Genomic DNA, 24,569 nt, shown 5'->3' on the forward strand with positions numbered 1-24,569 from the left:
GAAAAGTTCGTCTATTACCGAGGGACTGTTACCGAGATTCAAGGCCCTACAGCGGTACCGTCTCCAGTGTGAAACGACCTACGGCGCAACGGGTGCGTCACTGTCGGTGTCGAGCCCGTGCAACGGGACATCACCGGAGAACTCGAATTCATCGTACCAGACCGTCGGTCGTTTTGCTCGCCCCTCGTCTTCCAGTTCGATGAGCCCGTAGTCGGCAAGTTCGTGAACGTTTTCGGTTACTTCCGGGGGATGTCGATCGACGATACGTGCGAGTTCGCGGATGCTCGTGGGCTCGTATTCGACGATGGCTTCGAGCAGTTCGAGATTCGTGGGTCGGAAGATACGGCCGAACGTTGCGAGGCTCTCGATGCTGAGTCGGGACGGGTTCGGGTCCACCTCTTCTCCGTCGTCGATGGATGCGAGCGTCTCTTCGAGGCCAGTTCGGTTGGGGCGCGTGCCGATCGTGATGTGGAGCGTTTGGGTCATGGATGGTGTATTGATGTGGTTGGCTACCATTCGATGCGTTTCTCGGGCGGGAGCGCAGCACGCCAGGCTTGATAGAGTGTCTGGAGGCCTTCGTACTCGATTTCAAACACCTGTCCCGCGATATGCAGTTCGTGCGGACCGTGATGGTTGTCGAAGCGGATGATGGGCTCGTCAGCACCGGCTTCGCCGTAGTGGAACGCGTACTTGACACCCTCGGGATACTGGTCGGAGTCGGGCACCTCGAGGATGCGTATCCGGACGACAGTTCCGTCGTCATAGGCTTGAATTTCATCTTCCAATACCTCGACATCGTCTCCCATCGATGGTTGTTAGTCTGTACCCTAACAACATGAGTGTTAGGGTATAAACTAACAGTGTAGAAACGACGGTCCGTCGGTCAAATCGTGATTTGGTCACTACAGTGCCTGTGTTGATCGAGTCAAGTAGTCCGAGATAGAGCGTTCTTGATTCTGCGTGCCCCGTATAATCCAGCAAAGTTGAACAGCCATATCACTGATCACAGGTTCCAGAAAGCTCGCCCCATCGTCAGTGAGGGCGACTAATTCCGAACCGTTCACGAATCTATTAATAGAAACTGGGTCTCAGCGGGGGTAACATTTCGTCATCGCCACCACATCTGTGTAGCGGCCTCTCGGTGAAACTCGTTTATTCGCGGACGTCCGGGGAGACCGGAGAGCTGTCCCGGTCGGTGACACAGCCGGTCGTCAGTCAACCGCGCCACAGCCAGGACGGACTCACAGCAGTGCGTGCCGAGACGACGGATGCGCCTGTCAATGGTGCCGACCCCGAACCGAAAGCGATGTGTAGCGTACATAGATAGATACGGGCAATGTATAGCGACATTCTGGTTCCGACGGACGGCAGCGAGTCAGTCAAACAGGTACTGGAACACACGGTCGACATCGCCGAGGGACGGGACGTCACCGCCCACGTGTTGTACGTCGTCGACGACCGGGCGTTCCTGGCGATGGACGACGAGATGCACGACGAGGTCCTGGAGAATCTGCGAGCCGAGGGGCAAGCGGCCGTCTCCACGGTCCAGAAGGCCCTCGAAGCGGAAGGAATCGAGGTCTCGACGGCTATCTCCCGGGGGGACCCGGCAGACCGCATCGTCTCGTACGTCGAAGAGGCCGGTATCGACCTCGTCACGATGGGGACACACGCGGGCGAGTACGAGAAGAACATGCTCGGAAGCACGTCCCAGAAAGTCGTCACGAAGTCGCCCGCCCCGGTCCTCACTGTCGACGTGTCTGAGTAGCGCGACGCGGTACGCCAGTCTCGTCCGGTGGCACAGCCGCTCGCGGGTCGCCCTGACGGCCGTCGTCGTGGTCGGCTCGATGCAGAGTATGGGTGCCATTTTCGTCGCCGCGATGCTCGCGATTCCCGTGGCCGCGGAGACTGTTGTGGGCGGGTTCAAGCGCTCTGTCGTGGGCGGACAGATAGCCACACTCTCCGGTGTGTCGCTGTCGTACAGCTCCGATTTGACCGCCGGTGGCGCTGTCGTTCTCGTCGCTATCGGTATCGTCGGGGTCGTACGGCACCACTCCCGCGCCCGATACACCCCACTGACCGGCCACATACCGCCGGTTCGCCACCGGATACGGCTGCCGAGCCACACCGTTATTTAGGCTCGCACGGAAATATTGTAGTATGGCTTACACGATGCGACAGCCCGTGGCCGCCGACTTCGACGAGGCAGTCGAGACGACACGCACCGCCCTCGAGGACGAGGGTTTCGGCGTCCTCTGTGACATCGACGTCCAGGCGACGTTCGAGGAGAAACTCGAAGAAACGTTTCAGCAGTACCGGATTCTCGGCGCGTGCAATCCAGCGCTCGCTCACGAGGGGCTGGGCGCCGAACCGGACCTCGGGGCGCTCCTGCCCTGTAACGTCGTGGTCTACGAGACCGACGACGGTGCCGTCATAGTGAGTGCCGTCGACCCGGACCGGCTCATCGGGATGACCGACAACGACGCGCTGGACGCTATCGCGGCGGACGTCAGCGACCGCTTCGAGCGCGTGCTGTCGGCTATCGGTGACGAACTGGCGGCGCCGTCGGAGGCCTGACGCCCGCGACTCGCCGCCGGACTAGCGGACGGCGCGCTTGCGCTCGATGACCGGCTGATGTGGACTCCGACCGTCTCGACCAGCAGCTGCTCGTCGGTCGAGACCCCCGGAACCCGGGGGTCCGGGTCCCACAAAACAGCCCGTTCTGTGGCGCTCGCCGTCCGCCAGTACCCCCCCGATGTCGCTCCCGAGCGTGAACCAGAACGGAGGTCGCTCGGAGAGGCAGGCGAGCGCAGTGTCGTGCCTACTCACGGCCGCCACTCGAGACACGAGAATATATCTGATTACTAATTACTTACTGCCGCTGGTGTCGTGCAATATCTGGAAAACAACTTTTGCAGCGCTATTGAGCCGTCCCTGACCATGGAAGGACTTGTATAGTAGTAGTACGTATTTTGACAAACAATGGGTAACGGGTGTCTGAGGAAGTGGCTGCATGAGTCGTAGGTCACCGGACGAGTCCCCCACACAGCCGACGGTTATCGCTGCGTGTCCAGCCGTCGTCCAGTCGCTGTTGCACAGCGGCGATATCGGTGTCGCACTCGTGGGGCAAACCGCGACGGTCGAGTGGGTCAACGAACCGCTCGAGACCTACTTCGGACTTGAGGCGAACACTGTCACGGGCGAGTGCTACGAGTCGTTCGTCGAGACACATCTCGCGCCGTCGCTCGCGAATCCCGACACCGTCTCGGCGTCGCTCGATCCAGCCGACCGGGACGGGTCTGACCGACCCGAACTGCACGTGCTGCCACGGGACGGCCGACCCGAGCGGCGGCTCAGATACCACGTCCATCCGATAGCGTCCGGGCCTGCTTCGGGTGGCCACCTACTGCAGTTCACCGATATCACGGCCGAGCAGTCGACGCCGGACGAGCGGCCCGCCACCGAAACGACACCGGATACCACGGCGGAAACACAGCGGGCGGCCGAACAGCGACGGACCAAGGAGTTCCTGTGCGATACCCAGGCGATGGCTGAGGTCGGTGGCTGGGAGGTCGACCTTCGCTCTGACACCCTCCGCTGGACCGACGAGGTGTACCGCATCCACGGGCTCCCCACGGCGTACGAGCCGACCGTCTCGGACGCGCTGGCGTTCTACCACCCGGAGGACCAGGCCGACGTGACGGCGGCGTTCGAGCGGCTCACGACCGGCGGTGAGGCGTTCGACCTCGAGCTGCGCATCGTCACCGACGACGACGAGGTCCGCTGGGTCCGGGCGCTTGGACGACCGTGGCGAGACCACGACGGCGACCAGATAGGCGCCAGCGGGGCCGTCAAGGACATCACGGACAGGAAGTCCCGCGAACGGGAGCTCCGGCGGAAGAGCCGCGCGCTCGATGCGGCCCCGGTCGGCATCTCGATTACGGACCCCTCGCAGGACGACAACCCGATGATTTACATCAACGAGAAGTTCGAGGCCCTGACCGGCTACGACCGCGACGCCGCCCTCGGGCGGAACTGCCGGTTCCTGCAGGGGGAGGCGACCGACCCGGACAGCGTCGCCGAGATTCGCGCGGCGGTCGACGCCGCCGAGCCGCTCTCGACGGAGCTGCGGAACTACCGGCAGGACGGCACCGAGTTCTGGAACCGCCTCGAACTCGCGCCGGTCCAGGACGACGCTGGCGAGGTCGTCAACTACGTCGGCTTCCAGCAGGACGTGACCGAGCGCGTCGTCCGCGAGCGCGAACTCTCGGAGTCGCGCAACCGATACCGGACGCTCGTCGAGAACTTCCCGAACGGTGCCGTCACGCTCGTCGACCGGGACCTGCGGTACACGATGGTCGGCGGAACGCCGATAGATGTCGCCGAGACGACCGCTCGGGAACTGCAGGGCCAGAAACTAACGGCTGCTCTCCCGGCGGCCCTCGCGGACCTGCTGGTCCCCCACTATCGGGCCGCCCTCGACGGCGAGGAGCGGTCGTTCTCCGGCGCGATTGGGGGCCATGATTACCGGTTCCGTATCGTCCCGGTGACCGGCGACGACGGGGACGTCTTCGCCGCCATGGGGGTCTCGCAGGACGTCACCGACGAGATGGACCGCGAACGGGAGCTGCGAGAGACCAAGCAGCGACTGGACGTCGCACTCGAAGAGACGGACACCGGCGTGTGGGTCCTGGACGACGAGGCCGAGACGGTCACGGCCTTTGGCACGACTACCGAGCTGTTCGACGTCGACTCGTCGACCGACTACGTCGAGACGTATCTCGACAGTATCCATCCCGAGGACCGACCGGCTGTCGAGGCCGCACTGGAGCGGTCCCGGAGCGAGGGCGCCCGGTTCGACACCGAATTCAGAGTCGAAACGCAAGGCCGGGACCGGTGGGTCCGCGGCCGCGGGAAATTCATCGACAAGCCCGATGGGAGCGGGAAGCAGCTCGTCGGCGTTACCACTGAGGTCACCGAGCGGAAACACCGAATCGAGGCCCTCGAACGTCGGGAACGAATCCTGCGTGAACTACACACGGCGACGCGTGAGTTCTACCCGCCGCGTTCGATGGCCGACATCGCGTCGTTCCTGGTGGAGTTCATCGAGAACGCCTTCGGGCTCAGTTACATCAGCGTCAGGGAGTTCGACGAAGAGACGGGCACGTTGCAGCCGTCGGTGTGGTCGGACGACCTGGCGGCGGGCGACGCCGGGCTGGAGCCGGTCTCACCCGGGGATAACCCGGTCTGGCAGGCCTACCGGGACGGCGAAACGACGGTGTTCACCGCCGACGAACTCGGTGCGTTCGCCGAGGCGTTCGACGTCCCTATCACGCAGCTGCTGGTCGCACCCGTCGGTGACTTCGGCGTGACGCTCGCCGCGACGACCGACGGCGGCCGATTCGACCAGGTGCACATCGATATCATCGACGTGCTGGTCGCCAACGGCGAGTCGGCGTTCCAGCGGCTCCGGAGTGACGGCGTCCGGTCCGAGATCGTGGCCGAACTGTCGGCCCAGCAAGCCCGCGTCGAGGAACTCCAGGGGCTGGTCGACACTATCCAGTCGGTCCAGCATCGGCTCGGCGAGAGCGACAGCCGGGAGACGCTGGAGTCCGGCGTCTGCCGGGAGCTCACTGCGACCGACCGAATCGACTTCGCCTGGATCGGGCGGCCCAGGGGGAGCGAGACGAACATCGCACCCGTCGCCTGGGCCGGTGACGCCGACGGCTACGTCGACACCACGCTCGCCGGCGAGACGACCGGAGCGCTCCCCGCCGTCCGGGCCGCCCGGGACCTCGACCCCGTCTCCGTCCCGAAGATTTCCAGTCACGTGTTCGACGAGCCCTGGGCGAAAGACGCGCTGTCGTACTCGTTCAGTTCGGTGCTGAGTACGCCGCTCGTCTACGACGACGTGCTCTACGGCGTCCTGACGGTCTACTCCTGTACCGAGGGCGCGTTCGACACGCTGTACGACAACTTCGTGACGGACGTGGCCACGCTGCTGGTGAACTACAGTCGGATTCTCGAGCAACGCGAAGCCGGCTCACAGCAACAGCACACGACACTCGAGTTCGAACTCACCGGCCAGACGTACCCGCTCCAGCGACTCGCGAACGCGACCGACAGCACCGTCCAGTTCGACACCGTCGCCGAGCACACGCCCGACGACGTCCGCATCCTGGCGACGGTGCTGGAGGGCGACGCCGAGGCGGTGCTCGACCACGCCCAGTCGATGGCGAGCATCGATACGGCGTCGTGGTTCGGCAGCGCCGACCACCGACAGCTCAGCCTGGTCGTCCGCAAACCGTTCCTCGCGACGCTCGTGGGCAAACACGGCGGCCGGCTCGTCGAGACGGTCTCGAAACCGGACGTCACGGCGGCCACTATCGAACTCCCCGACAGCGTCTCGAAACGCCCACTGCTCGACTCGCTCACCTCGCGCTACGACCGGATAGAACTCCTCGCCCAGCGCCACTCGGCCGACCCGGCAGTCGGCGGGCAGGCCGACTTGACCGACGTTCTGACCGAGCGCCAGTCCGAGATACTCAACGCGGCCTACCACGGCGGCTACTACGAGACGCCCCGCGGCGTGACCGGCGAGGACCTCGCCGCGAGCTTCGGCATCTCCAGCCCGGCCGTGTACAACCACCTCCAGGCGGCCCATCGCCGCATCCTCCGAACGGTCCTCGACGTCGGGGCCGGTACGGACGACTGAGACGGATTGCGGTCGTCCCGCTGGGGCGTTTCCGGACGCACGGCGACCGTCAGACGCTACTTCACGCGGTTCTCGAGCGAGTCGAGCTCGCGGACACCGTAGACGAGCTTGACATCGGTTTCGGGCTCTGTGACACAGAGCAGACAGATATCCTTCTTCTCGACTTCCGCTCGCGTGAGAAACTCCTGTCCGTCGTCCATGTCGACCTCGCCGTCGACGATGACGGCGGAACATCTGCCACATCGGCCCTTGCGACACTTCAGCGACCAATCGAGCCCCTCGCGCTCGGCGGCGTCGAGTATGCTCTCTTCGTCGGATACCGTCACGCTGCCGTAGTCCGCTCGGTCGAGGTCGGCTTCCGCCGCCTTCCTGAAGGTACTCTTCTCGTGTAAACGCCACTCTCGGTCCGCAACGACACCGTAGCTGAGGTACTCGACCTCGGGCATCAGCGTCAGTTGGTCGGCCGGGCTATTATATATTGCGAGTATTGTAAAATACACACAATAATGTGCTCGGTTCTATCTGTCTGTCAACTACTGCCGTGGTCGAGGGATGGTATCCACAGCTGATAGCCAGGGGTTAACCATCTAACCTCACGGGCCTGCCACCGATTAACTGTCTATCCTCGACGCTGAACCAGTACTGGCACGACTCCGGTGTATGCGGCTCACAGAGAAACTCAGGATTGACGAACTGAACCTCAGACCGAAGCTTATCGCGTCCTTTCTCCTCGTCGCGCTCCTTGTGGGGGCGACGGGCGTCCTCGGCTACCAGAGCGTCGAGAAGCTCGACGAAGAGGCCCACCGCATCGCCGCCGACGGCAAAGACATGGGCCACGCCGCGGAGATGCTGGTCGCTATCGAGCAACAGCAGGTCGCCGTCCAGTCGGCCCAGCTCGGCGAGTCGGACGCCAGGGCGGCATACGACGAGGCCGGGTCCCAGTTCGAGGCGGAAGCGGCCGCGATGGACGCGGACGGCGAGGAGGTCGAACAGCTTGAGGCGCTCCAGTCGACCCACGCGGAGTACGACAGCCTGGCGACGGCATACTTCGAGGCTAAAGCCGCGGGCGACGACGCGGCGGCGACCGAGACGCTCACCGAGATGGACGACAAGCGCCTCGAGATGGAAGAGCAGGCCCACACGCTCGAAAGCACCGCCGAGGAGGATATGGACGCCCAGGTGGCAATCGCCGACAGCACCACGCAGACGACCCAGATGGAACTGCTCGTGTTGACGGTCCTGGCGTTCGGGATGGCGGTCGGTATCGGGATACTGCTCAACCGTCACATCACGCCACCGCTGGAACAGCTGTCCGCGTCGGCGGTCGCCATCAGCGAGGGCGACCTCGACGCCGACCTCGAGCGCCGCGAGATGGACGACGAGATCGGCCGCATGGTGGGCGCGTTCGCCGACATGAAGGAGAACCTGACGGGGGTGTTCGCCGACCTGGACGGCGTCAGCCGGGACCTCGAATCGGGCTCGCTCGACCGCGATATCGACACGGACTACCCCGGCGCGTACGGGGACATCATGCGACGCCTCGACAGCGGGACCGACGAACTCACCGGGAGCTTCGACGAGATCGAGGCCGCAAGCCAGGCCCTCCGGACGGGGCGGTTCGACCACGACATCGACGCCGACCGACCCGGTCAGTACGGCGCGGTGCTCGCCGACTTCGACAAGGGCGCCGGCCGGCTCGCAGAGAGCTTCGACCAGATATCGATGGCCGGCGACAACCTCAAGCGCGGCCGACTCGACCGCGACATCGACACGGACTACCCCGGCGAGTACGGGGCCGTCCTCGCGGACCTCTCGGCCGGCGTCGAACAGCTGCGAGCGAGCATCGCCACCGTCCAGAACGTGGCCGACGAGGTGGCCGGGACGAGTCAGCAGGTGGCCGGAAGCACGGAGGAGATAGAGGCCGCAAGCGACGACGTGGCGACCTCGGTGACGGAGATATCCCAGGGCACCGACGTCCAGAGCGAGAAACTCCAGGCGGCCGCCACGGAGATGAACGACATGTCCGCGACTGTCGAGGAGATTGCCTCCTCGGCCGAGGAGGTCGCCGCGACCGCCCAGACCGCCGTCGACCGCGGCGAGACGGGTCGGGACCACGCCGCCGACGCCACCGACGAGATAACCGCTATCGAGTCACGCGCACACGAGGCCTCCGACCAGGTCGCCGCGCTCGACGCGGAGATGGAACAGATCGGCGAGATCGTCGAGATGATATCCGACATCGCCGAGCAGACCAATATGCTGGCGCTGAACGCCTCTATCGAGGCCGCCCGCGCCGGCGACGCCGGCGAGGGCTTTGGCGTGGTCGCCGACGAGATAAAATCACTCGCCGAGGAGGCCGGTAACGCCACGACGAAAATCGAGAACCGCATCGAGGAGATACAGTCGACGACCGGCGAGACCGTCGAGGACATCGAGGAGATGACCGACCGCGTCCAGTCCGGCGCCGACACCATCGAGGACGCGGTCACGATGTTCGACGAGATCGCCGACGCCGTCGAGCAGGCCGAGAGCGGTATCCGGGAGATCAGCGAGGCGACCGAGGACCAGGCGGCCTCCACCGAGGAGGTCGTCTCGATGGTCGACGAGGTGTCGGGCGTCAGCCAGCAGACTGCCGCCGAGGCGACGAACGTCTCCGCCGCCTCTGAGGAGCAGGCTTCGTCGCTTTCGGAGGCGTCGTCGAACATCCAGCAGCTCTCTGCCCTCGCCGAGCAGCTCCACGACAACGTCGAGGACTTCGACGTGGGCGGCGCGGTCACCGACCCCGGCTCGACGGGCCGGTCCGTGCAGCCGGGGCCGACTGACAGCTCTCGCTCGCCCGGCCGGCCCGACGATTCGTCCGGGCCGACGGTGAAAACCATCGAGCCCGGGACGGACCTGTCTATCGCGGGCACCGACGGTGGGCGGGACGTCGACCCGGACGCGGGGGACCGCCCGGAGGCCGACCGATGACGGCCGCCGTCGCCGGCGACGCGCTCCCGGAGCAGGTGCTCGAGTTCACGCTCGGCGCGGAGCGGTACTGTGTCGGGCTCGATGACGTCGAGGAGATTGTCACGGCCGATTCGGTGACGCCGCTGCCGAACACGGCTCCGGCGGTCGCCGGCGTGATGGACCTCCGCGGGTCGACGACGACGATTATCGACCCCTCGGTGGTCCTCGAGGTCCCCGACACGCACCAGTACCAGCAGGTCGTCGTCTTCGACGGCGAGGACCGACTGGGCTGGCTCGTCGACAGTGTCGAACGGGTCAGCGGGTTCCGGGACGCGGCGGTCGACACTGTCCCCGACAGCCCCTACCTCAACGGTGTCATCAGCGACGACGGGCAGTTCACTATCTGGCTCGACCCGGCGGCCGTCACCAGCGCCGTCGACGCCGCCTGAGTGCGGTTTCGGCCGTAACACGCACCGTCGTGCGACCGACTACGTGGCCACGCGGTCGCTTCGTTTTGCACTCGCTTCGATTGTGTCGCCAGTCTCCGTCGCTGTCCGAGCGAGTCACGCGGTCGTGACGGTCACAGTCAGGACAGTTGTGTGGCTGGCGGCTACGCGCTGGAAAAACTACCGCGGCCGGTCAGTCGGTGCTTGGCTGCCTACCGAAGAACGTAATCTCGTAGCGGGTGGCTCCGTCGGCGTCGGTCTCCTGGCCGGACAGACGGGCGTATTCGCCGTCGGCCCCGAACTCGTAGATGAACCCGCGGACGAGGCCCCGCTCGAACTGGTCGGGGTATGGCGTCGCGAGCACCAGCTCTCCAGTCGCGGCGCCGACCGTCCTGAACGACACGGTGTCGCTGCTCTCTCGGTGCCACATCCCGTACCAGTCTTCGAACGCCGACAGGGCCGCTTGCAAGTTCGTGACGCCGGGAGGCGACTCCAGTATCGCCGGGAGGAATCGGCCAATTCGCTCGACAATCTGCACCCCGACGGCCGCTTCCAGACGCGCGAACACGGTCAGTAGCTCGTCCCGACCGTACCACGACTCCCGGTGCAGTTCGGTCAGCCCGCCGGCGGCCATGTGCTGCTCGGTAAACGTCCGGAAGGACCCCGAGACGGCGGCGACCGTGTCGGGTATCGCGAGGAGCCACCGACCGCTGACGCTCGCGCCGTCGGCCATCGACCGGGGACCGGCCACTGCCACTTCGGCCGTCTGGCCGTCCCGGGCTGGTGGCTGGCGTTTGAATCGAGCCTCGCTCTCACTGTCCGCTGGGACGAGTCGGGTTAGCTGTCGGTTCTCCGTCGTCAGGGGTGGGTTCTTGTTCGCCATATCGGTTTGCGCGCTGCTGTGGCTCTCTGTCCCGACCCGATGCTACTGAGCTATCAGGTTCAGTATGTAACCGACGTGTCGATTGGCTGGTTAGACATCTAATCCCCTGCTCGGTCTCGCCCCACAGCTACCCGGGGGCGTCTGCCCTGGCCTACACCGCTATGTACCGCTATATAACGAACTATAGCAATACTTATTCTCCCGAGACGAACCTTGCCCTCATACCCGAATATACTCCTATTATAAACGGGTTTAATACTCCTTGTGCCTGTTTCTGGTGATGACGCAGGACCCACAGCGGCTCTCAGACACCGTTTCACGACGAAAGTTTATCGCGGCGACAGGCGCGGCCAGCGCTGCCGCAATTGCCGGCTGTACCGAGAACACGGGCGAGGAGTCCGAGGGTCTCTCGGGGGACGTCGTAGTCAAGGGGAGTAGCACGGTGTTCCCTGTCTCGGACACGTTCGCAGAGAATTTCATGGAGGAGAACTCCGACGTCAACGTCACTGTCGACTCCACGGGGAGCGGTGGCGGGTTCAAGAACCACTTCTGTCCCGGCGAGGCCGACCTCAACGGTGCCTCGCGCCCCATAACGGGCGAGGAGGAAGAGCAGTGTGGCGAGAACGACGTCACACCGGTCGAGTTCCAGGTCGCCAGCGACGCGGTGACGATGGCAGTCAACAACGAGGCCGACTTCGTCGACTGTGTGACTCCCGACGAGATGTCCCAGATATGGCGCGAAGGCGGGGCAGAACAGTGGTCGGACGTGCGCGACGAGTGGCCCGACGAAGACATCGTCAAGTTCGGTCCAGCCGAAACCTCGGGGACCTACGACTGGTTCAACGAGAATATCGTCGGCGAGGACTACAACCACACGGCCGAGCACCAGCCGACCGAAGAGGACGAGACCATCGTCGCGGGGATTCGGGACAACGAGTACGCGATAGGCTACTTCGGCTATGCCTACTACAACTCCAACTCCGACGACGTCAAGGCCCTGGAGGTCGACGGCGGCGACGGGTGTACCGAGCCAAGCCTGGCAAACGCCAAGGACGGCTCCTACCCGATGGCTCGACCGCTGTTCATCTACGCCTCGGAGTCCTCCCTGGAGGAGAAAGACCAGGTGTACGCCTTCCTGGAGTACTTCCTGGAGAACGCGGAAACCGAAACCGTTGAGGACATCGGCTACGTCCCATCCAACACCGAGCTCCGGGACCAGAACCTTTCGAAGCTCGAAGAGTACGACACCGGGTCGTCGACGTCGACCGAGTAAGCGCCCCGGCGAGTACCCACCCTGTTTACCATGAGTACAGACACGATCACGTCACGCCCCGCTGGACTGGCCGCACGAGAGCGTATTTATAAGTACGTACTGTTTGCCTGCGCGTGTGCGTCCATCCTCGTAACGTTGGGAATCGTCGGCCTGCTGGCCAGAGACGCCATCACCTTCTTTACCGCTGTCAACCCGATAGCGTTTCTCACCGGGACCGAGTTCAACCTCTCGCGGGGCGAGTTCGGCGTGCTCCCGCTGCTGACCGGAACGTTGCTCGTCACCATCATCTCGGCGGCGGTGGCACTCCCTATCGGTGTCGCAGCGGCGGTCTATCTGAGCGAGTACGCGAGTGACCGAATGCGGTCGGTCCTCAAGCCCGCCCTGGAGATTCTGGCCGGGATTCCAACTGTCGTCTACGGTATCTTCGCGCTCGTCTACGTGACGCCGTTCCTCCGGGTCTTCGGTCTCCCGCTGAATACGTTCAACGTCCTCAGCGCGTCGCTGATGGTCGGTATCATGATTATCCCGATGGTCTCGAGCCTGAGCGAAGACGCGATGAGCGCCGTTCCGGACTCTCTTCGAGAGGCCGCTTACGGCGTCGGCGCAACGAAGTACGAGGTGTCGACCGGCGTCGTCATCCCCGCTGCGGTCTCGGGTATCTTCTCGTCGTTCATCCTCGCGCTCTCGCGGGCCATCGGCGAGACGATGATAGTCGCCGTCGCCATGGGGAGCCGGTCGCGGCTCTTCGATTTCTCGGAACCGCTGGCGAACCTCTGGCGGGGGAACCAGCCCATGACGGCCGCGATGGTCCAGATAAACGGCGCGGACTCGGTCAGCGGTGTCGGCTTCCAGAGCATGTTCGCCATTGGCCTCACGCTGTTCGTTATCACGTTTCTCATGAACCTCGCAAGTAACCGTATCGCCGCGCGGTATCGGGAGGAGTACAACTGATGGCGACGCCGGGACGGGAAATCGACTGGGCCGGGGAGACGGGTCAGGTCAGTCGCCTCCGCGGCGTCGCCTTCGAACTGGCGTGTCTCGCAGCCGTCGGGGTCGCGCTCGTGTCGGTGCTCGTCTTGCTGCTGTACGTTGCGACTGACGCGCTCCGGCCGTTTTCGGCCGACCCGGGATGGCATCTGGTGTTCTTCCTGACACTGGTCGTCCCGACGCTTGGTACTGCAGTCTACTTCTATCGGCTCGAAGAGCCCGCAGGCGAAGTCGCCTACGCGACGACCGGCCTGCCAGTGGTAGGGATACTGTTCGCCGCGGCACTCGCGGTCGTACTCGACATAGAGCTGGTGACCGCGCTCGAACTGTTCGCACTGCTGGTCGCGACGCTGGTCGCGGCCGGTATCGTCGTCGTACACGGCAGATACCGGCCGGGAGCCGCCCTCGAACGGCTCGGGGTGGTGGTCGCTGCGCCGGTCGTCACGGTGTTTGGCGTCCCACCGGTCGAAGTCATACGGGCACTCAACGGCGTTCTCTCGCTCATCGGACTCCCGGCAGTCTCTGGCGCTCGGCTACCGAGTCTCCGGGAACTGATTTTGCTATCCCCGGTCGCTCCTCTGGAGTGGATTCTGGTCATCGTCTCGGTCACGATACCCGTCGCCGGGGCGCTCGGCCTGTTTGTCGCACGGAGACGGGAAAACAGACGGGACGGGCTCGCGTTCGTCGGCGGGGCCGTCGCGGCGACGCTGCTCGCTCCGGTCGCAGGCCCCCTGCTCGGCATCGGTTCGACCGGGTGGGTGCTCGCCGTCACGTTCTGTCTGCTCCCGCCTGCGGTGTACGTCGAAGGCGTCGTTCGACGCAACGAGGGCGTCCACGGACTCGCGTTCCCGCTCGTACTGGTCGGCGGAATCCTGCTCGGTGCCGTCCTGGTCCGCCAGTTCGGCTTCGCCCCGCCGGACTCGTGGCTCGACTGGCAATTCCTCACCAGCGCTCACTCGCGGACACCGGAAGACGCCGGTTTCTACCCCCCGATAGTCGGCTCGATAATGTTGCTCATCGTCGTCGCCGCGTCCGCGTTCCCAGTCGGCGTCGGTGCGGCAATCTACCTCGAAGAGTACGCGCCGGCAAGCGGCCTCAGCGGGAAGTTCGTCGAACTGGTCGAGATAAATATCGGGAATCTCGCCGGTGTCCCGTCGGTCGTCTACGGCCTGCTCGGGCTGGCCCTCTTTATCCGGGCGATAAATATGCCCTCGGGGGCGGTCATCGTCGGCGGACTGGCTGTCGGGCTGCTTATCCTCCCTATCGTTATCATCTCCGCACAGGAGGCGCTTCGAGCGGTCCCCGACTCGCATCGAGAAGCGGCCTACGGGATGGGGGCGACGCGCTGGCAGGTGACCCGGTCGGTCGTGTTGCCGCAGGCGATTCCCGGCATCCTGACCGGGACTATTCTCGCGGTCGGTCGCGCCATCGGGGAGACTGCCCCGCTCCTGATGATCGGGGCGGCGGCGTCGGTTCGGCTCGCTCCGAACAGCTTCTCCGACCAGTTGCCGGCGATGCCCCGACAGATATTCGCCTGGTCGTCGAACCTCGAGCCCGAGATTCGCCACGGCGTGCTCGCGGCCGGTGTCGTCACGCTGCTCGTCGTGTTGCTGATAATGAACGGAACGGCGATACTCATCCGGAACAAGTACCAGCGAGAGCTCTGAGACAATGGCTAACGAAAACCTCAACACGACCGCAAGCACCGAGTCACAGTCAACATCGACCGAAGACCCGACGAGCGAACCACTGGTCGAACAGTCGATTTCGGTAGACAGCGAGCGTAGCCACACCACGGCGAACGCAGACACTGTCATCGAGTCCCGTAATCTCGACGTGTACTACGGCGAGACACAGGCGCTGCAGGGCATCGACCTGGCGATTCCCGAGAATCAGGTCACCGCGATGATAGGGCCCTCTGGCTGTGGCAAGTCGACGTTCCTGCGGTGTATCAACCGCATGAACGACCTCATCGATATCTGCCGTGTCGAGGGCGAACTCACGTTCAACGGCAAGAACGTCTACGACGACGACGTCGACCCAATCGCGCTGCGTCGGCGAATCGGGATGGTGTTCCAGCACCCCAACCCCTTCCCCAAGAGCATCTACGACAACGTCGCCTACGGGCTGTCCGTCCAGAACATGGACGTAGACGTCGACGCGGTCGTCGAAGAATCCCTGAAGAAGGCCGCGCTGTGGGACGAGGTCAAAGACCAGCTCGATAAGAGCGCGCTGAACCTCTCGGGTGGGCAACAGCAGCGCCTCTGTATCGCCCGCGCCATCGCGGTCGACCCCGAAGTCATCCTGATGGACGAGCCCGCCTCGGCGCTTGACCCCATCGCGACCTCGAAGATAGAGGACCTCATCGAGGAGCTGGCCGAGGAGTACACGGTCGTCATCGTCACCCACAACATGCAACAGGCCGCACGCATCTCGGATACGACCGCCGTCTTCCTCACCGGCGGGGAGCTGGTGGAGTTCGACGATACGAACAAAATCTTCGAGAACCCCGATAGCCAGCGCGTCGAGGACTACATCACTGGGAAGTTCGGGTGAGCGCGATGGAGACACGCAAGATACAGCAGGTCGGCGGCGGCACCTACACCGTCTCCCTGCCCAAGGAGTGGGCCACGGCGGCCGACATCGAGCCGGGTGCGGTCGTCGCCTTGCACAGCCACATCGACGGCACGCTGGTGGTCCAGACGGACGTCGGGGAGGCTGGTGTTGAGCCGCTGACGCTGTCGGTCGTCGATGTCGACTCGGCGACACTCGAACGCACGCTGTGGGCGGCCTACGCCGCTGGCATCGACGCCCTAGAACTCGAGTTCTCCGACGGCGTCACCGAGGAAACCCATCGGCGGGTCGAGCGGGTCACCCGAAACCTGACCGGCGTCACGGTCACCGACTCGAGCGACGACGCCGTCCAGGTCCGGTCGCTGCTGGACGTCGAGGAGGTGTCGATAACCCAGTCGGTCCGACAGCTCCAGTTCGCGGCGCTGTCGGCCCACCGCGAGGCCACGGCCGCCCTGACGGCCGCGACCCTCGAAGCCCCGAGCGGACAGGGTGACAGCACCGACCGCATCGCCGCGATGGTCGACCACTACGTCCAGCGCGGGTTGGATTCGCTGTCGGTGATGGACGCGCTGGGACTGACCCGCCCGGCCCTGTTCGACCGCTGGGTCACCGCCCGCGAACTCGCCCGCGTCGTCGACCACGCCGACCGGATAGCGACGACTGCCGACCGGCTCGACGACCCCGTCGACGCCGCGCTCGCCGCCGATGTCGACGACCTGGCCGACCGCAGCCGCGACCTCGTTCGCGAGTCGGTGGGCGTCGTCCTCGAGGACGCAGGCGACACGGCCGCCGCTCGCCGCTGTCTCGACGACCGCGACGAACTGGTCGCGGACATCCGCGCCTTCGACCGCCGGCTGTACGAGACCGACGCCGCCGACTACCGACTCACCCACGCCGTCGACGCGCTCCGGCGCACGACCGAGAGCGCCGGTACCGTCGCCGAGGTCGGTCTGCAATCGCTGCTGCGCGAGCGCTGCTCGTCGGCGTCGGTCGCGGTCGGGCAGGCGCCCTAGGGACTGTCGGCGTGGTTCCGTTGCTCCCAGCGTGAGTCCCACCGGAAAGCCGTTTTCGCGACCCTATTGTTCCCCGTCGTGCTCCTCCTCGGGCATCTCGCCGTCGAGGACCCCGAGCAGCCAGTTGAGGAGCCGTGACACCTCACACTGGGCCGGGACGCGGTAGTCGGCGGCGGTCGAACGCTCGCCGACGAGCACGCCGAAATCGCCCTCTTCGAGCACCCTGAACGCGTCCTCGTCGGTCGTGTCGTCGCCGACGTACACCGTCCGCCAGGAGGCCGGCACCTCGTCGGCCAGCCACTCGACGATGGCGCCCTTGTGCCAGTCGACGGTCGGTTTGACCTCGACTATCATCTTGCCGCTGCCGGTCTTCAGTCCCGTAACGGGGTCGACGACCTCGTTCACGATGGCCGTGACCTCCTCGGCCGAGGCGTCTTTCGCCCGCCGGTAGTGGACGGTGAGGGTGACCGCCTTGTCCTCGACGTGGACGCCTTCCATGTCCGCGAGGCGCGCTTCTATCTCCTCGCGGACGGTCTGGAGGTCATCCATCCGCGCCTCGGCCTCCGGGTGGACCTCCCGCTCGCCGTCGACGGTGTACTCCAGTCCGTGGTTGCCGACGTAGCGGATGCCCTCGATGCCGACCCGCGGGCGGAGGTCGGCCAGCTGGCGCCCGGAGACGACGGCCACCATCGTGTCGGGGTGGGAAACAAGCCGCTCGACCGCCCGCCGGTTGGCCGGCGTTATCTCGGGGGCGTCCGGGTCGTCTTCGATCGGCGCGAGCGTCCCGTCGAAGTCCAGCGCGACCAACAGCCCGTCGGCCGCCCCGAGCTGTCGGTCGATGCTGTAGACGTTCGCGACCGGCGTCTGCTGCTGGGCCGTCATGGTTTTCCCCCCGTCGGGAGCTCCGGCTCTCTCACCGACCCTTCCCCGTCGCGCAGTGCCATGGCTGCCCGGAGGTTCAGCCCGGTCCAGGTCGCGAGGTCGTTCTCGGCCACCTGTTCGCGGAGGCGTTGCATCCGGGCACGCTTCTCGGCATGGCGCATCGACAGCGCCTCCTCGATGGCGTCGGTGAAGGCGCCGGTGTTCTGGGGTTTCACCATGAGTGCGGCGTCGAGCATCCGGCCCGCGCCCGCCTGGTCGCTGAGGATGAGCACGCCGTCCTCGTCTATCTGGGCCGCGACGTACTCCTGGGCGACGAGGTTCATCCCGTCCCGGAGCGGACTGATGAGCGCCAGGTCGCTGTGGCGGTAGAGGCTCGCAAGCGCCTCCGGCGAGATGTACTCCTCGAAGGAGAGGACGGGCGTCCAGTCGTCGGTGCCAAACCGGTCGTTGACGCGCTCGACGGCCGCCGCGATGCGTTCCTGGATGGCCTGGTAGGCGTCTATCTGGGTGCGGGTCTCGCTGCCCTTCTCGACGTACGTGAGCTTCCCCTGCCACTCGGGGTTTCGCTCCCAGAACTGCTCCAGGGCCCGGAGTCGCTCGGGGATGCCCTTGCTGTAGTCAAGCCGGTCGACGCCGACGGCGACGGTGTCGGCGACGTTGTACGTCTCGGTAAAGTCTGCCCAGAACTCGTCGGCCTCGCTACTGCCCGCCCGCTCGGCGATCTTGTCCACCTCGACGCCCATTGGGAACTCCGTGACCTGCGTCTCGTAGCCGTCGTAGGTCACCATCCCCGATTCGTGGTCCACCTCGGCCTCGTCCAGCGCCGTCTCGACGCAGTGCAGGAAGTTCTCCCGGTATCTGGGGACGTGAAAGACGAGCAGGTCGTTGCCGAGCAGTCCCTCGAGTATCGCCTCGCCGTGGGGACAGCCCCGGAAGGTGTCCCAGGCCGGCCAGGGGATGTGCCAGAACTGCATCAACACGGTCTCGTCGGCGACTCGCTCGCGGGCGATGGCGGGCGCGAGCGCGAAGTGGTAGTCCTGGAACCAGACGATGTCGCCGGGGTCGGTGTGGGCCTCGACGGCGTCGACGAACCGCTCGTTGACCGACTGGTACTGCTCCCAGTAGCGCTCCCACTCCCTGACGTTCGTCAGCGCCGAGTGACAGATGGGCCAGAGCACCTGGTTGCTGAACCCGTAGTAATAGTCGTCGACCTCGTCCTCGTCGAGCCAGACGCGACGGAGCGTGTAGCCGGGGTCCTCGGGCGGGGCCGGGACACAGTCGTTCTCGTCGACGACCTCCCGGTCGGCGTCGCCGTCGCCCCACGCTACCCACGTCCCGCCCACCGACTGCATCACCGGGTCCAGCCCGGCCGTCAGGCCGCCGGCCTGGACCTCGACGGCGATGTCGTCGCCGTCGTAGGTGTGGCTATAGGGCTGTCGGTTCGACACCACGACGAGCCCGCCCGACCCGATGGCGTCCGCCCAGTCGGTCGACTGGGCTCCGTCCGGGTCGGCGTCGTCCGCACCGGTCGTATTGTTGCTCATCTGACGTAAAATGTCGAACCGAACTAATATATACGAACGGCTTGCAGCTGCCACCTCGACGAACGAATCGGAGATAGCGGTGCTCTAACGGCGATTGAGAGCGGTGGCTCTGTCGGCGCTTCCTCGACCGTCCCAATACCTGCGACGGCGCGGGAAAACCACCGGTTTATGCCAGTGGCCCCACGAATCCCCGCCAATGACCGTCCGCCACGAGGGACTGACTATCGACTGGCTGGGCTACGCCACGATACGCATCGCGGGCGAGGACTGCGTGGTGTACACCGACCCCGGTCGCTACGGTGTCCTCACGGGGGAGTGGGAGCCACACAGCGACGGTATCGGCCATCCGCCGGCGACCGACTACCGCGCAGAGGACGCCGACGTCGTCTGTGTCACCCACGTCCATCACTACGACCCAGAGGGCATCGAGCGGGTCGCCAACGAGGACACCACTATAGTTGCCTTCGAAGGCATCGATGGCCGCGACGTCGAGCGAGACCTCCCCTCTATCGTCGACCTCCCCTACGAGGTCCGGACCGTCGACGCCAAATCGAAAATCGACGTCGACGGCGTTCCCGTCTGGACCTCGCCGGCCCACAACGAACCCGACGGCCCGCACACGCTGCCGGACGGCACCCCCTACCACCCGGAGGGCTTTGGCTGTGGGTTCATGGTCGCGGTCGACGGCACCCGTGTCTACTACCCCGGTGACAGCGACGTGTTGCCGGGCCACCGAACGCTCGAGACCTCGGTCTTCTGTCCGCCCATCGGTCCGCGGGCGACGATGGACCGCCACGAGGCCGCCGGGCTGGCGGCGACTATCGAACCCCGACTCGTCATGCCGGTCCACTACAACACCTTCTCGAATCTGGAAGCCGACTCCCGCGAGTTCGCCGCCGACGTGGCCGAGGCGGGGATTCCGGTCGTGCTGGACGAGCGGTGAGCGTGTCCGCGCCGAACTCGTCATAAATATTGTATTAACAATAGATTTACAGTATTGGGTGTGGTTGTCTAGCTATGGAGATTACGGATGTTTCCGTGGACGGTCTGATGAGCGACGACCTCGTGACTGCTACCGCCGATACGGCTATGGACGATGCCTCGAAACGCCTCCTCGACCACGATATCAGTTCGCTCGTCGTCGTGGATTCGGACGGGCATCTGGAGGGGATTCTGACCAGCACGGACTTCCTGGAGCTTGCGACCGGCGAGCGTTCCTCGGCCGGCGACACCGTCGAGCAGTACATGACGACCGACGTGGCATCCGTCGGCGCGGACGCCACGATGGTGGAGGCCGCCGCCAGGATGATGTCCCACGACATCCAGCACCTGCCGGTGGAAGACGAGGACGGCACCGTCGTCGGGATGTTCTCCACGACGGACCTCACCGCGCATCTCGCGTATCTCCAGGCCTAGGTGTGACCCGCCAGCGCTAATCACCTGGCCCAACGAGGTGGGGTATGCCCATCGCCGACCTCTCCCAGCCCGTCGAGTCCGGGATGCCGGTGTACCCCGGCGACCCCGCCGTCAGCGTCGACGCTCACGCGACGATGGCCGCCGACGGCTACCGCGTCTCGGCGCTCTCGTGTGGCAGCCACACCGGCACCCACGTCGACGCGCCGAGTCACACCGAACCCGACGGCAGGGCTATCGACGGCTTTCCCGTCTCGCGGTTCGTCCGCGACGCGGTCCGTGTGGACCTGCGCCATCTCTCCGCCCGCGAGGCGATTCGGCCCGCCGACCTCCCGACGGTCGACGCCGAGGCCGTCGTCCTGTGGACCGGCTGGGGCCGATACTGGGGTGACGCCGACTACCTCGCCCACCCCTATCTCACGCCCGCCGCGGCCCGCCACTGCGCCGAGCAGGGCTACGACGTGGCCGTCGACGCGCTCAACGTCGACCCGACGCCGGCTCCAGGTCCGGGCGCGACCGACGGGGCGGGCGGGAGCGGCGACCCGCACGCGACCGACGGGGCGGGCGGGAGCGGCGACCCGCACGCGACCGACGGGGCGGGCGGGAGCGGCGACCCGCACGCGACCGACGACCACGCCGTCGGGGGTGCCGGCCCACCACGAACTGCTCGGGAACGACCGGCTCGTCGTAGAGAACCTGACGAACCTCGGCGACGTTCCCGAGCGGTTCGAACTCGCCGCCGTCCCGCTCGCGCTCGCCGACGGCGACGGCGCCCCGGTGCGAGCCGTCGCACGCTGGGACTGACCGCCGCCGTGGGCGGGCCGCTGGCCGGGAGTCGACCGCGCCGATAGGTCGCCCTTCCCGTCTTTTTCGGGGCCAGAGGGGCAATATTTACGACTCTATCGATTAATTTAACAAACACTCTCTACTGGATACGGGATGACGGCTGTACCCACGCATATCCGGGAGTGGCCACCGGTGCGGGGTCGTCGACAGATTACCGATGATGAACTACGAAACCACTGCGGACACGAGCATCGAAGCCGCAAGCGACGCGCGGACCGACGGCGGGGCCGCCGGGGGTGGGGCCGCGTGAACCGTCTCTTGCTCCTCGTCGCGGCCGTCGTCTGCGTCGGCGTGCTGGCGTCGCCGGTGGCGGCCCAGCAGACGACCGACACCCCGACTCCCGAGTCGGGCAACGAGACGGCCGACCAGGGGCCGTCCGACCGCCCGGTCACGTCGCCCAGCGGCTCGCCGGTGACCTACGACTCGCCGACGCCGGCGAGCTCCGGCTCCGGGCCGGGCTTCGGGGTGACGGTCGGACTGGTCGCCGGACTGGTCGGTGCGGTGTTCGCCGTGCGCCGACGGACGTAACCGCTGTTTTCGGGGGCGCGAGGCCCCTGCTCTTCGCCGCTACGTCTCCCACGCCGCCCACTCCCGGTGAGCGGCTGCCACGGCTCCGACTTCCGCCGTCGAGAGCCGGCCCTGCTCGGTCAGGACCGCCGTGACGGCGTCGGCCGGCGTCACGTCGAAGGTCGGGTTCGCTACGCGAACGTCGGCCTCGCCGTCGTACAGCTCGCCGGGGTCGCGGGCTTCGAGGTCGTAGCGCCCGTCGGCGGCGACCTTGTCGCTGGCCGCGACGACGAGGCAGTCGATGCCCGCCGCAGCCGCCGCCAGAGCAGCCCCGCGGGTGCCCACCTTGTTGACGACGCTGCCGTCGGGCAACACCCGGTCGGCCCCGACCAGTACCGCCTCGGCGTTCCACTCGTCGAGTTCGAACGGCAGCGCCGCGTCCGTCGTCAGCGTCACGCCCGTCGACTCGGCGAGCGACTCGGCCACGCCGACCCCCTCGCCGCCGGGTCGGGACTCGGCCACCAGCACCGCCTCGGGGTCGCCCTGCCGGAGCGCCGCCGCGACGGTTCCCGACCGCGAGAGCGTCGCCACCCGCGCCGGGAGTTCCGACGCGGCCACCCGCGCGGCCTCGCGGTCCGCCCCGACGGACTGTTCGATGGCGCCGCGGGCGGCCCGCTCGATAGCCGCTGGGGTCTCCTCGTCGCTCGCGGCCGTCATCACCTGGTTGCTGCGGTTTTCCAGCACTGCCATCGCGGGCCGGGCGTCCCGCAGGCGACGGGCCAGGTCGGCCAGCGCCGCCCAGTCGTCGCCCGCCCGCTCGCTCGTCTCACCGGCGTCGTCGTGCCCTTCGACTGCGAGGGCTGTCTCGTCCCGCAGCGTCTCGAGCCCGCGCAGGGAGAGCCACGCCGACCCGTGCGTGCGGTCGGAAAGTGTCGCCACTCGCGGACGGACCCGGTCGTAGCTGGTCCAGAGGCGTGGGACCGTCTCCCGGCGCAGGATTTCGGGTGCGTGGACCCACTCGTGCCCGGCGGTCTCCTCGTTCGTCTCGGCCGCTCGCGAGTCACAGTCGAAGAGGAAGGGGTGGACCAGAAAGCGGTACTCGCCGTCGTCCACACTGACGGGCTCGCCCGAACGGACGAGCGAGACGGCGTCTGCCAGCCCGGTCTCCGCTTCGATTGCGGCCCGTGCGGCTGTTTCGGGCGCTTGCTCCTGGCCGTCATCGTCTCTGACGTGTCCTGCCACGCCGCCCCAGCGCCCCCGATAGCTTCCGACGGCGTCGCTGCGCCGGAGGAGCAGTAGCTCGCCGTCGTTACGCAGGAAGCAGGTGACGACCGACCGTTCGTCCATACCGCAGCGAAGGCCGGCGACCCAATCAAGCTATGCCACAGCGTCCAGCAACTGGTCGATCTCCCCGGGCGTATTGAACACGTGAATCGACGCCCGCACGGCTTCCGGGTGGGGGAGCGACCGCACGACGATGCCCTGCTCGCCGAGTCGCTCGACGGTCGCCTCGGGGTCGTCGGCCTCGAACGTGACGAGGCCGGATTCGTAGCGCTCGGGGCTCAGCAGACGGTCGCCGAGGCCCTCCTTGAGCCGGTCGGTCAGGCCCGCGACGCGGGACTCGACGGTATCGAGCCCCACGGACTCCATCGTCTCGATGGCCTCCGCGAGCGCGACGTAGGGCGCCGGCGAAGTGGTCCCGACCTCGAAGCGGCGGGCGCCCTCGTGGTAGGTGTACTCGTCGGCGCCCATATCCTGGACGCTCCGGTAGCCGATGCGGGTCTGGCGGAGGCGGGCGAGCGCGTCGGGGTCGGCGTACAGCATCCCGCTGCCCCACACGCCCAGCAGCCACTTGTGGCCCGCCGTCGCGACGAAGTCCGCGCCCCACTCCCCGACGTCGACGGGGTGTTGCCCGACGGACTGGACGGCGTCGACGAGCACCTGCGCGCCACCGTCGGACCGACGGTCCGACGAGGATCGCCTCGCGTTACTCGGCTCACCCGCGTCGTGCGCGATGTCGACCATCTCGCCGACCGGCAACTGGGTCCCGTGGCTCCAGGTCAGTGAGCTGGTGAGCAGCAATCTGGCGCCGTCTACGGCGTCTTTCAGGTCGTCCATGTCCACCCGCCCGGCCTCGGTTTCCACCACCCGGACCTCGACGTCGTGGGTGTCTGCCAGCCGGTCCCAGGGAAGGGTCCCGGCGGGGTGTTCGAGGTCGGTCCGGACGACCACGTCGCCGGGCTGCCAGTCGATGGCGTTCGCGACGAGGTTGATGCCGTCGGCCGTGCTCCGCGTGAGCGCGACGTCTTCGGGCCGAGCGCCGAGATGGCTGGCGGCGACCTCGCGGGCCGCTTCGAGGGCGTCGAAGGCGACGGTGTAAGGCCCCTCCTCGGCCGGGGCCTCGAAGGCGTGGTGCTCCAGAAAGTCGGTCGCCGCTCTGACGACGTTGCGCGGGCTGGGCCCGCTCGCGCCCGTGTTGCAGTACGTACAGCGGTCGAGCGCGGGTATCGCCGCGCGAAGCTCCGCAGGGTCCATACGTA

General features: G+C 66.2%; 22 protein-coding genes and 1 pseudogene. 15 read left to right on the plus strand and 8 right to left on the minus strand.

Translation table 11 applies throughout. The features are described from left to right. Positions 1 to 78 precede the first annotated feature (78 nt). Positions 79 to 486 carry an HVO_A0114 family putative DNA-binding protein gene (locus P1K32_RS09755; protein WP_276249544.1) on the minus strand — a complete coding sequence of 136 codons (408 nt, stop codon included), beginning with the start codon at positions 484 to 486 and terminating at the stop codon, positions 79 to 81. 23 nt (positions 487 to 509) lie between these two features. Then, positions 510 to 806, minus strand: coding sequence for a toxin-antitoxin system TumE family protein (locus P1K32_RS09760; protein WP_276249545.1), 297 nt, complete (start codon positions 804 to 806; stop codon positions 510 to 512). 530 nt (positions 807 to 1,336) lie between these two features. Here P1K32_RS09760 and P1K32_RS09765 point away from each other — a divergent pair. The 4 genes from P1K32_RS09765 (at position 1,337) to P1K32_RS09780 (ending at position 6,712) form a co-directional block, all read left to right on the plus strand. Next, the gene (locus P1K32_RS09765; protein WP_276249546.1) at positions 1,337 to 1,765 is read left to right on the plus strand and encodes a universal stress protein; all 429 of its coding nucleotides are present in this window, start codon (positions 1,337 to 1,339) and stop codon (positions 1,763 to 1,765) included. Positions 1,766 to 1,817: 52 nt separating this feature from the next. Continuing rightward, positions 1,818 to 2,135 (plus strand): metal ABC transporter permease, encoded by a 318-nt coding sequence (locus tag P1K32_RS09770; RefSeq protein WP_379691410.1) that lies wholly within the window; start codon positions 1,818 to 1,820, stop codon positions 2,133 to 2,135. A 22-nt stretch (positions 2,136 to 2,157) separates the two neighbouring features. After that, the gene (locus tag P1K32_RS09775; RefSeq protein ID WP_276249548.1) at positions 2,158 to 2,574 is read left to right on the plus strand and encodes a DUF302 domain-containing protein; all 417 of its coding nucleotides are present in this window, start codon (positions 2,158 to 2,160) and stop codon (positions 2,572 to 2,574) included. A gap of 436 nt (positions 2,575 to 3,010) precedes the next feature. Next, positions 3,011 to 6,712 (plus strand): PAS domain S-box protein, encoded by a 3,702-nt coding sequence (locus P1K32_RS09780; protein WP_276249549.1) that lies wholly within the window; start codon positions 3,011 to 3,013, stop codon positions 6,710 to 6,712. A 56-nt stretch (positions 6,713 to 6,768) separates the two neighbouring features. Here P1K32_RS09780 and P1K32_RS09785 read toward each other — a convergent pair whose 3' ends face one another. Beyond that, positions 6,769 to 7,158, minus strand: a complete 390-nt coding sequence (locus tag P1K32_RS09785) for a 2Fe-2S iron-sulfur cluster-binding protein (protein ID WP_276249550.1) — start codon at positions 7,156 to 7,158, stop codon at positions 6,769 to 6,771. Between the two features lie 214 nt (positions 7,159 to 7,372). Between P1K32_RS09785 and P1K32_RS09790 the strand changes: the two genes are divergently transcribed. Both P1K32_RS09790 and P1K32_RS09795 read left to right on the plus strand, forming a co-directional pair. After that, positions 7,373 to 9,682: a methyl-accepting chemotaxis protein gene (locus tag P1K32_RS09790; protein ID WP_276249551.1), complete on the plus strand. Its 2,310-nt coding sequence runs from the start codon at positions 7,373 to 7,375 to the stop codon at positions 9,680 to 9,682. Then, positions 9,679 to 10,110 (plus strand): chemotaxis protein CheW, encoded by a 432-nt coding sequence (locus tag P1K32_RS09795; protein ID WP_276249552.1) that lies wholly within the window; start codon positions 9,679 to 9,681, stop codon positions 10,108 to 10,110. The genes P1K32_RS09790 and P1K32_RS09795 overlap by 4 nt, the downstream gene beginning before the upstream one ends. Before the next feature lie 190 nt (positions 10,111 to 10,300). Here P1K32_RS09795 and P1K32_RS09800 read toward each other — a convergent pair whose 3' ends face one another. Then, a complete protein-coding gene (locus P1K32_RS09800) occupies positions 10,301 to 10,990 on the minus strand; it encodes a hypothetical protein (RefSeq protein WP_276249553.1) in 690 nt (229 codons plus the stop codon). A 280-nt stretch (positions 10,991 to 11,270) separates the two neighbouring features. Between P1K32_RS09800 and P1K32_RS09805 the strand changes: the two genes are divergently transcribed. The 5 genes from P1K32_RS09805 to P1K32_RS09825 are packed head-to-tail and all read left to right on the plus strand — an operon-like array spanning position 11,271 to position 16,837. Beyond that, entirely contained in the window at positions 11,271 to 12,263 is a 993-nt protein-coding gene (locus P1K32_RS09805; RefSeq protein WP_276249554.1) for a PstS family phosphate ABC transporter substrate-binding protein, read from the plus strand. Positions 12,264 to 12,293: 30 nt separating this feature from the next. Beyond that, positions 12,294 to 13,214 carry a phosphate ABC transporter permease subunit PstC gene (pstC, locus tag P1K32_RS09810; RefSeq protein WP_276249555.1) on the plus strand — a complete coding sequence of 307 codons (921 nt, stop codon included), beginning with the start codon at positions 12,294 to 12,296 and terminating at the stop codon, positions 13,212 to 13,214. Beyond that, entirely contained in the window at positions 13,214 to 14,917 is a 1,704-nt protein-coding gene (gene pstA / locus P1K32_RS09815; protein ID WP_276249556.1) for a phosphate ABC transporter permease PstA, read from the plus strand. The genes pstC and pstA overlap by 1 nt, the downstream gene beginning before the upstream one ends. 4 nt (positions 14,918 to 14,921) lie before the next feature. After that, a complete protein-coding gene (gene pstB / locus P1K32_RS09820) occupies positions 14,922 to 15,806 on the plus strand; it encodes a phosphate ABC transporter ATP-binding protein PstB (RefSeq protein ID WP_276249557.1) in 885 nt (294 codons plus the stop codon). A 5-nt stretch (positions 15,807 to 15,811) separates the two neighbouring features. Further along, a complete protein-coding gene (locus P1K32_RS09825; protein WP_276249558.1) occupies positions 15,812 to 16,837 on the plus strand; it encodes an AbrB/MazE/SpoVT family DNA-binding domain-containing protein in 1,026 nt (341 codons plus the stop codon). Positions 16,838 to 16,900: 63 nt separating this feature from the next. Here P1K32_RS09825 and otsB read toward each other — a convergent pair whose 3' ends face one another. Together otsB and P1K32_RS09835 are read right to left on the minus strand one after the other, a co-directional pair. Next, entirely contained in the window at positions 16,901 to 17,719 is an 819-nt protein-coding gene (otsB, locus tag P1K32_RS09830; protein WP_276249559.1) for a trehalose-phosphatase, read from the minus strand. Beyond that, positions 17,716 to 19,263, minus strand: coding sequence for an alpha,alpha-trehalose-phosphate synthase (UDP-forming) (locus tag P1K32_RS09835; protein ID WP_276249560.1), 1,548 nt, complete (start codon positions 19,261 to 19,263; stop codon positions 17,716 to 17,718). The genes otsB and P1K32_RS09835 overlap by 4 nt, the downstream gene beginning before the upstream one ends. Positions 19,264 to 19,459: 196 nt before the next feature. Between P1K32_RS09835 and P1K32_RS09840 the strand changes: the two genes are divergently transcribed. The 4 genes and pseudogenes from P1K32_RS09840 to P1K32_RS09855 all read left to right on the plus strand — a co-directional run bounded on the left by P1K32_RS09840 (position 19,460) and on the right by P1K32_RS09855 (position 22,050). Continuing rightward, positions 19,460 to 20,206, plus strand: a complete 747-nt coding sequence (locus tag P1K32_RS09840; RefSeq protein ID WP_276249561.1) for an MBL fold metallo-hydrolase — start codon at positions 19,460 to 19,462, stop codon at positions 20,204 to 20,206. Between the two features lie 74 nt (positions 20,207 to 20,280). Continuing rightward, a complete protein-coding gene (locus tag P1K32_RS09845) occupies positions 20,281 to 20,679 on the plus strand; it encodes a CBS domain-containing protein (RefSeq protein WP_276249562.1) in 399 nt (132 codons plus the stop codon). A gap of 44 nt (positions 20,680 to 20,723) precedes the next feature. Beyond that, a pseudogene (locus P1K32_RS09850) lies at positions 20,724 to 21,480 on the plus strand (cyclase family protein). Between the two features lie 288 nt (positions 21,481 to 21,768). After that, a complete protein-coding gene (locus P1K32_RS09855; protein WP_276249564.1) occupies positions 21,769 to 22,050 on the plus strand; it encodes a hypothetical protein in 282 nt (93 codons plus the stop codon). A gap of 39 nt (positions 22,051 to 22,089) precedes the next feature. Here the strand turns inward: P1K32_RS09855 and P1K32_RS09860 are convergent, their stop codons facing one another. After that, positions 22,090 to 23,376, minus strand: a complete 1,287-nt coding sequence (locus tag P1K32_RS09860; protein ID WP_276249565.1) for an eIF2B alpha/beta/delta subunit family protein — start codon at positions 23,374 to 23,376, stop codon at positions 22,090 to 22,092. A 30-nt stretch (positions 23,377 to 23,406) separates the two neighbouring features. After that, positions 23,407 to 24,564 (minus strand): aminotransferase class V-fold PLP-dependent enzyme, encoded by a 1,158-nt coding sequence (locus P1K32_RS09865; RefSeq protein WP_276249566.1) that lies wholly within the window; start codon positions 24,562 to 24,564, stop codon positions 23,407 to 23,409. Positions 24,565 to 24,569 lie beyond the last annotated feature (5 nt).

It is taken from the genome of Haloarcula rara (assembly GCF_029338235.1).
Lineage (GTDB): Archaea > Halobacteriota > Halobacteria > Halobacteriales > Haloarculaceae > Haloarcula > Haloarcula rara.

Coding starts and splice junctions, on each gene's coding strand:
- pstA (WP_276249556.1), top strand. CDS start 13,214: ATGGCGACGCCGGGACGGGAAATCGACTGGGCCGGGGAGACGGGTCAG.
- pstC (WP_276249555.1), top strand. CDS start 12,294: ATGAGTACAGACACGATCACGTCACGCCCCGCTGGACTGGCCGCACGA.
- P1K32_RS09835 (WP_276249560.1), bottom strand. CDS start 19,263: ATGAGCAACAATACGACCGGTGCGGACGACGCCGACCCGGACGGAGCC.
- P1K32_RS09760 (WP_276249545.1), bottom strand. CDS start 806: ATGGGAGACGATGTCGAGGTATTGGAAGATGAAATTCAAGCCTATGAC.
- P1K32_RS09800 (WP_276249553.1), bottom strand. CDS start 10,990: ATGGCGAACAAGAACCCACCCCTGACGACGGAGAACCGACAGCTAACC.
- P1K32_RS09865 (WP_276249566.1), bottom strand. CDS start 24,564: ATGGACCCTGCGGAGCTTCGCGCGGCGATACCCGCGCTCGACCGCTGT.
- P1K32_RS09775 (WP_276249548.1), top strand. CDS start 2,158: ATGGCTTACACGATGCGACAGCCCGTGGCCGCCGACTTCGACGAGGCA.
- P1K32_RS09790 (WP_276249551.1), top strand. CDS start 7,373: ATGCGGCTCACAGAGAAACTCAGGATTGACGAACTGAACCTCAGACCG.
- P1K32_RS09860 (WP_276249565.1), bottom strand. CDS start 23,376: ATGGACGAACGGTCGGTCGTCACCTGCTTCCTGCGTAACGACGGCGAG.
- P1K32_RS09765 (WP_276249546.1), top strand. CDS start 1,337: ATGTATAGCGACATTCTGGTTCCGACGGACGGCAGCGAGTCAGTCAAA.
- P1K32_RS09785 (WP_276249550.1), bottom strand. CDS start 7,158: ATGCCCGAGGTCGAGTACCTCAGCTACGGTGTCGTTGCGGACCGAGAG.
- P1K32_RS09780 (WP_276249549.1), top strand. CDS start 3,011: ATGAGTCGTAGGTCACCGGACGAGTCCCCCACACAGCCGACGGTTATC.
- pstB (WP_276249557.1), top strand. CDS start 14,922: ATGGCTAACGAAAACCTCAACACGACCGCAAGCACCGAGTCACAGTCA.
- P1K32_RS09840 (WP_276249561.1), top strand. CDS start 19,460: ATGACCGTCCGCCACGAGGGACTGACTATCGACTGGCTGGGCTACGCC.
- P1K32_RS09825 (WP_276249558.1), top strand. CDS start 15,812: ATGGAGACACGCAAGATACAGCAGGTCGGCGGCGGCACCTACACCGTC.
- otsB (WP_276249559.1), bottom strand. CDS start 17,719: ATGACGGCCCAGCAGCAGACGCCGGTCGCGAACGTCTACAGCATCGAC.
- P1K32_RS09845 (WP_276249562.1), top strand. CDS start 20,281: ATGGAGATTACGGATGTTTCCGTGGACGGTCTGATGAGCGACGACCTC.
- P1K32_RS09805 (WP_276249554.1), top strand. CDS start 11,271: ATGACGCAGGACCCACAGCGGCTCTCAGACACCGTTTCACGACGAAAG.
- P1K32_RS09755 (WP_276249544.1), bottom strand. CDS start 486: ATGACCCAAACGCTCCACATCACGATCGGCACGCGCCCCAACCGAACT.
- P1K32_RS09795 (WP_276249552.1), top strand. CDS start 9,679: ATGACGGCCGCCGTCGCCGGCGACGCGCTCCCGGAGCAGGTGCTCGAG.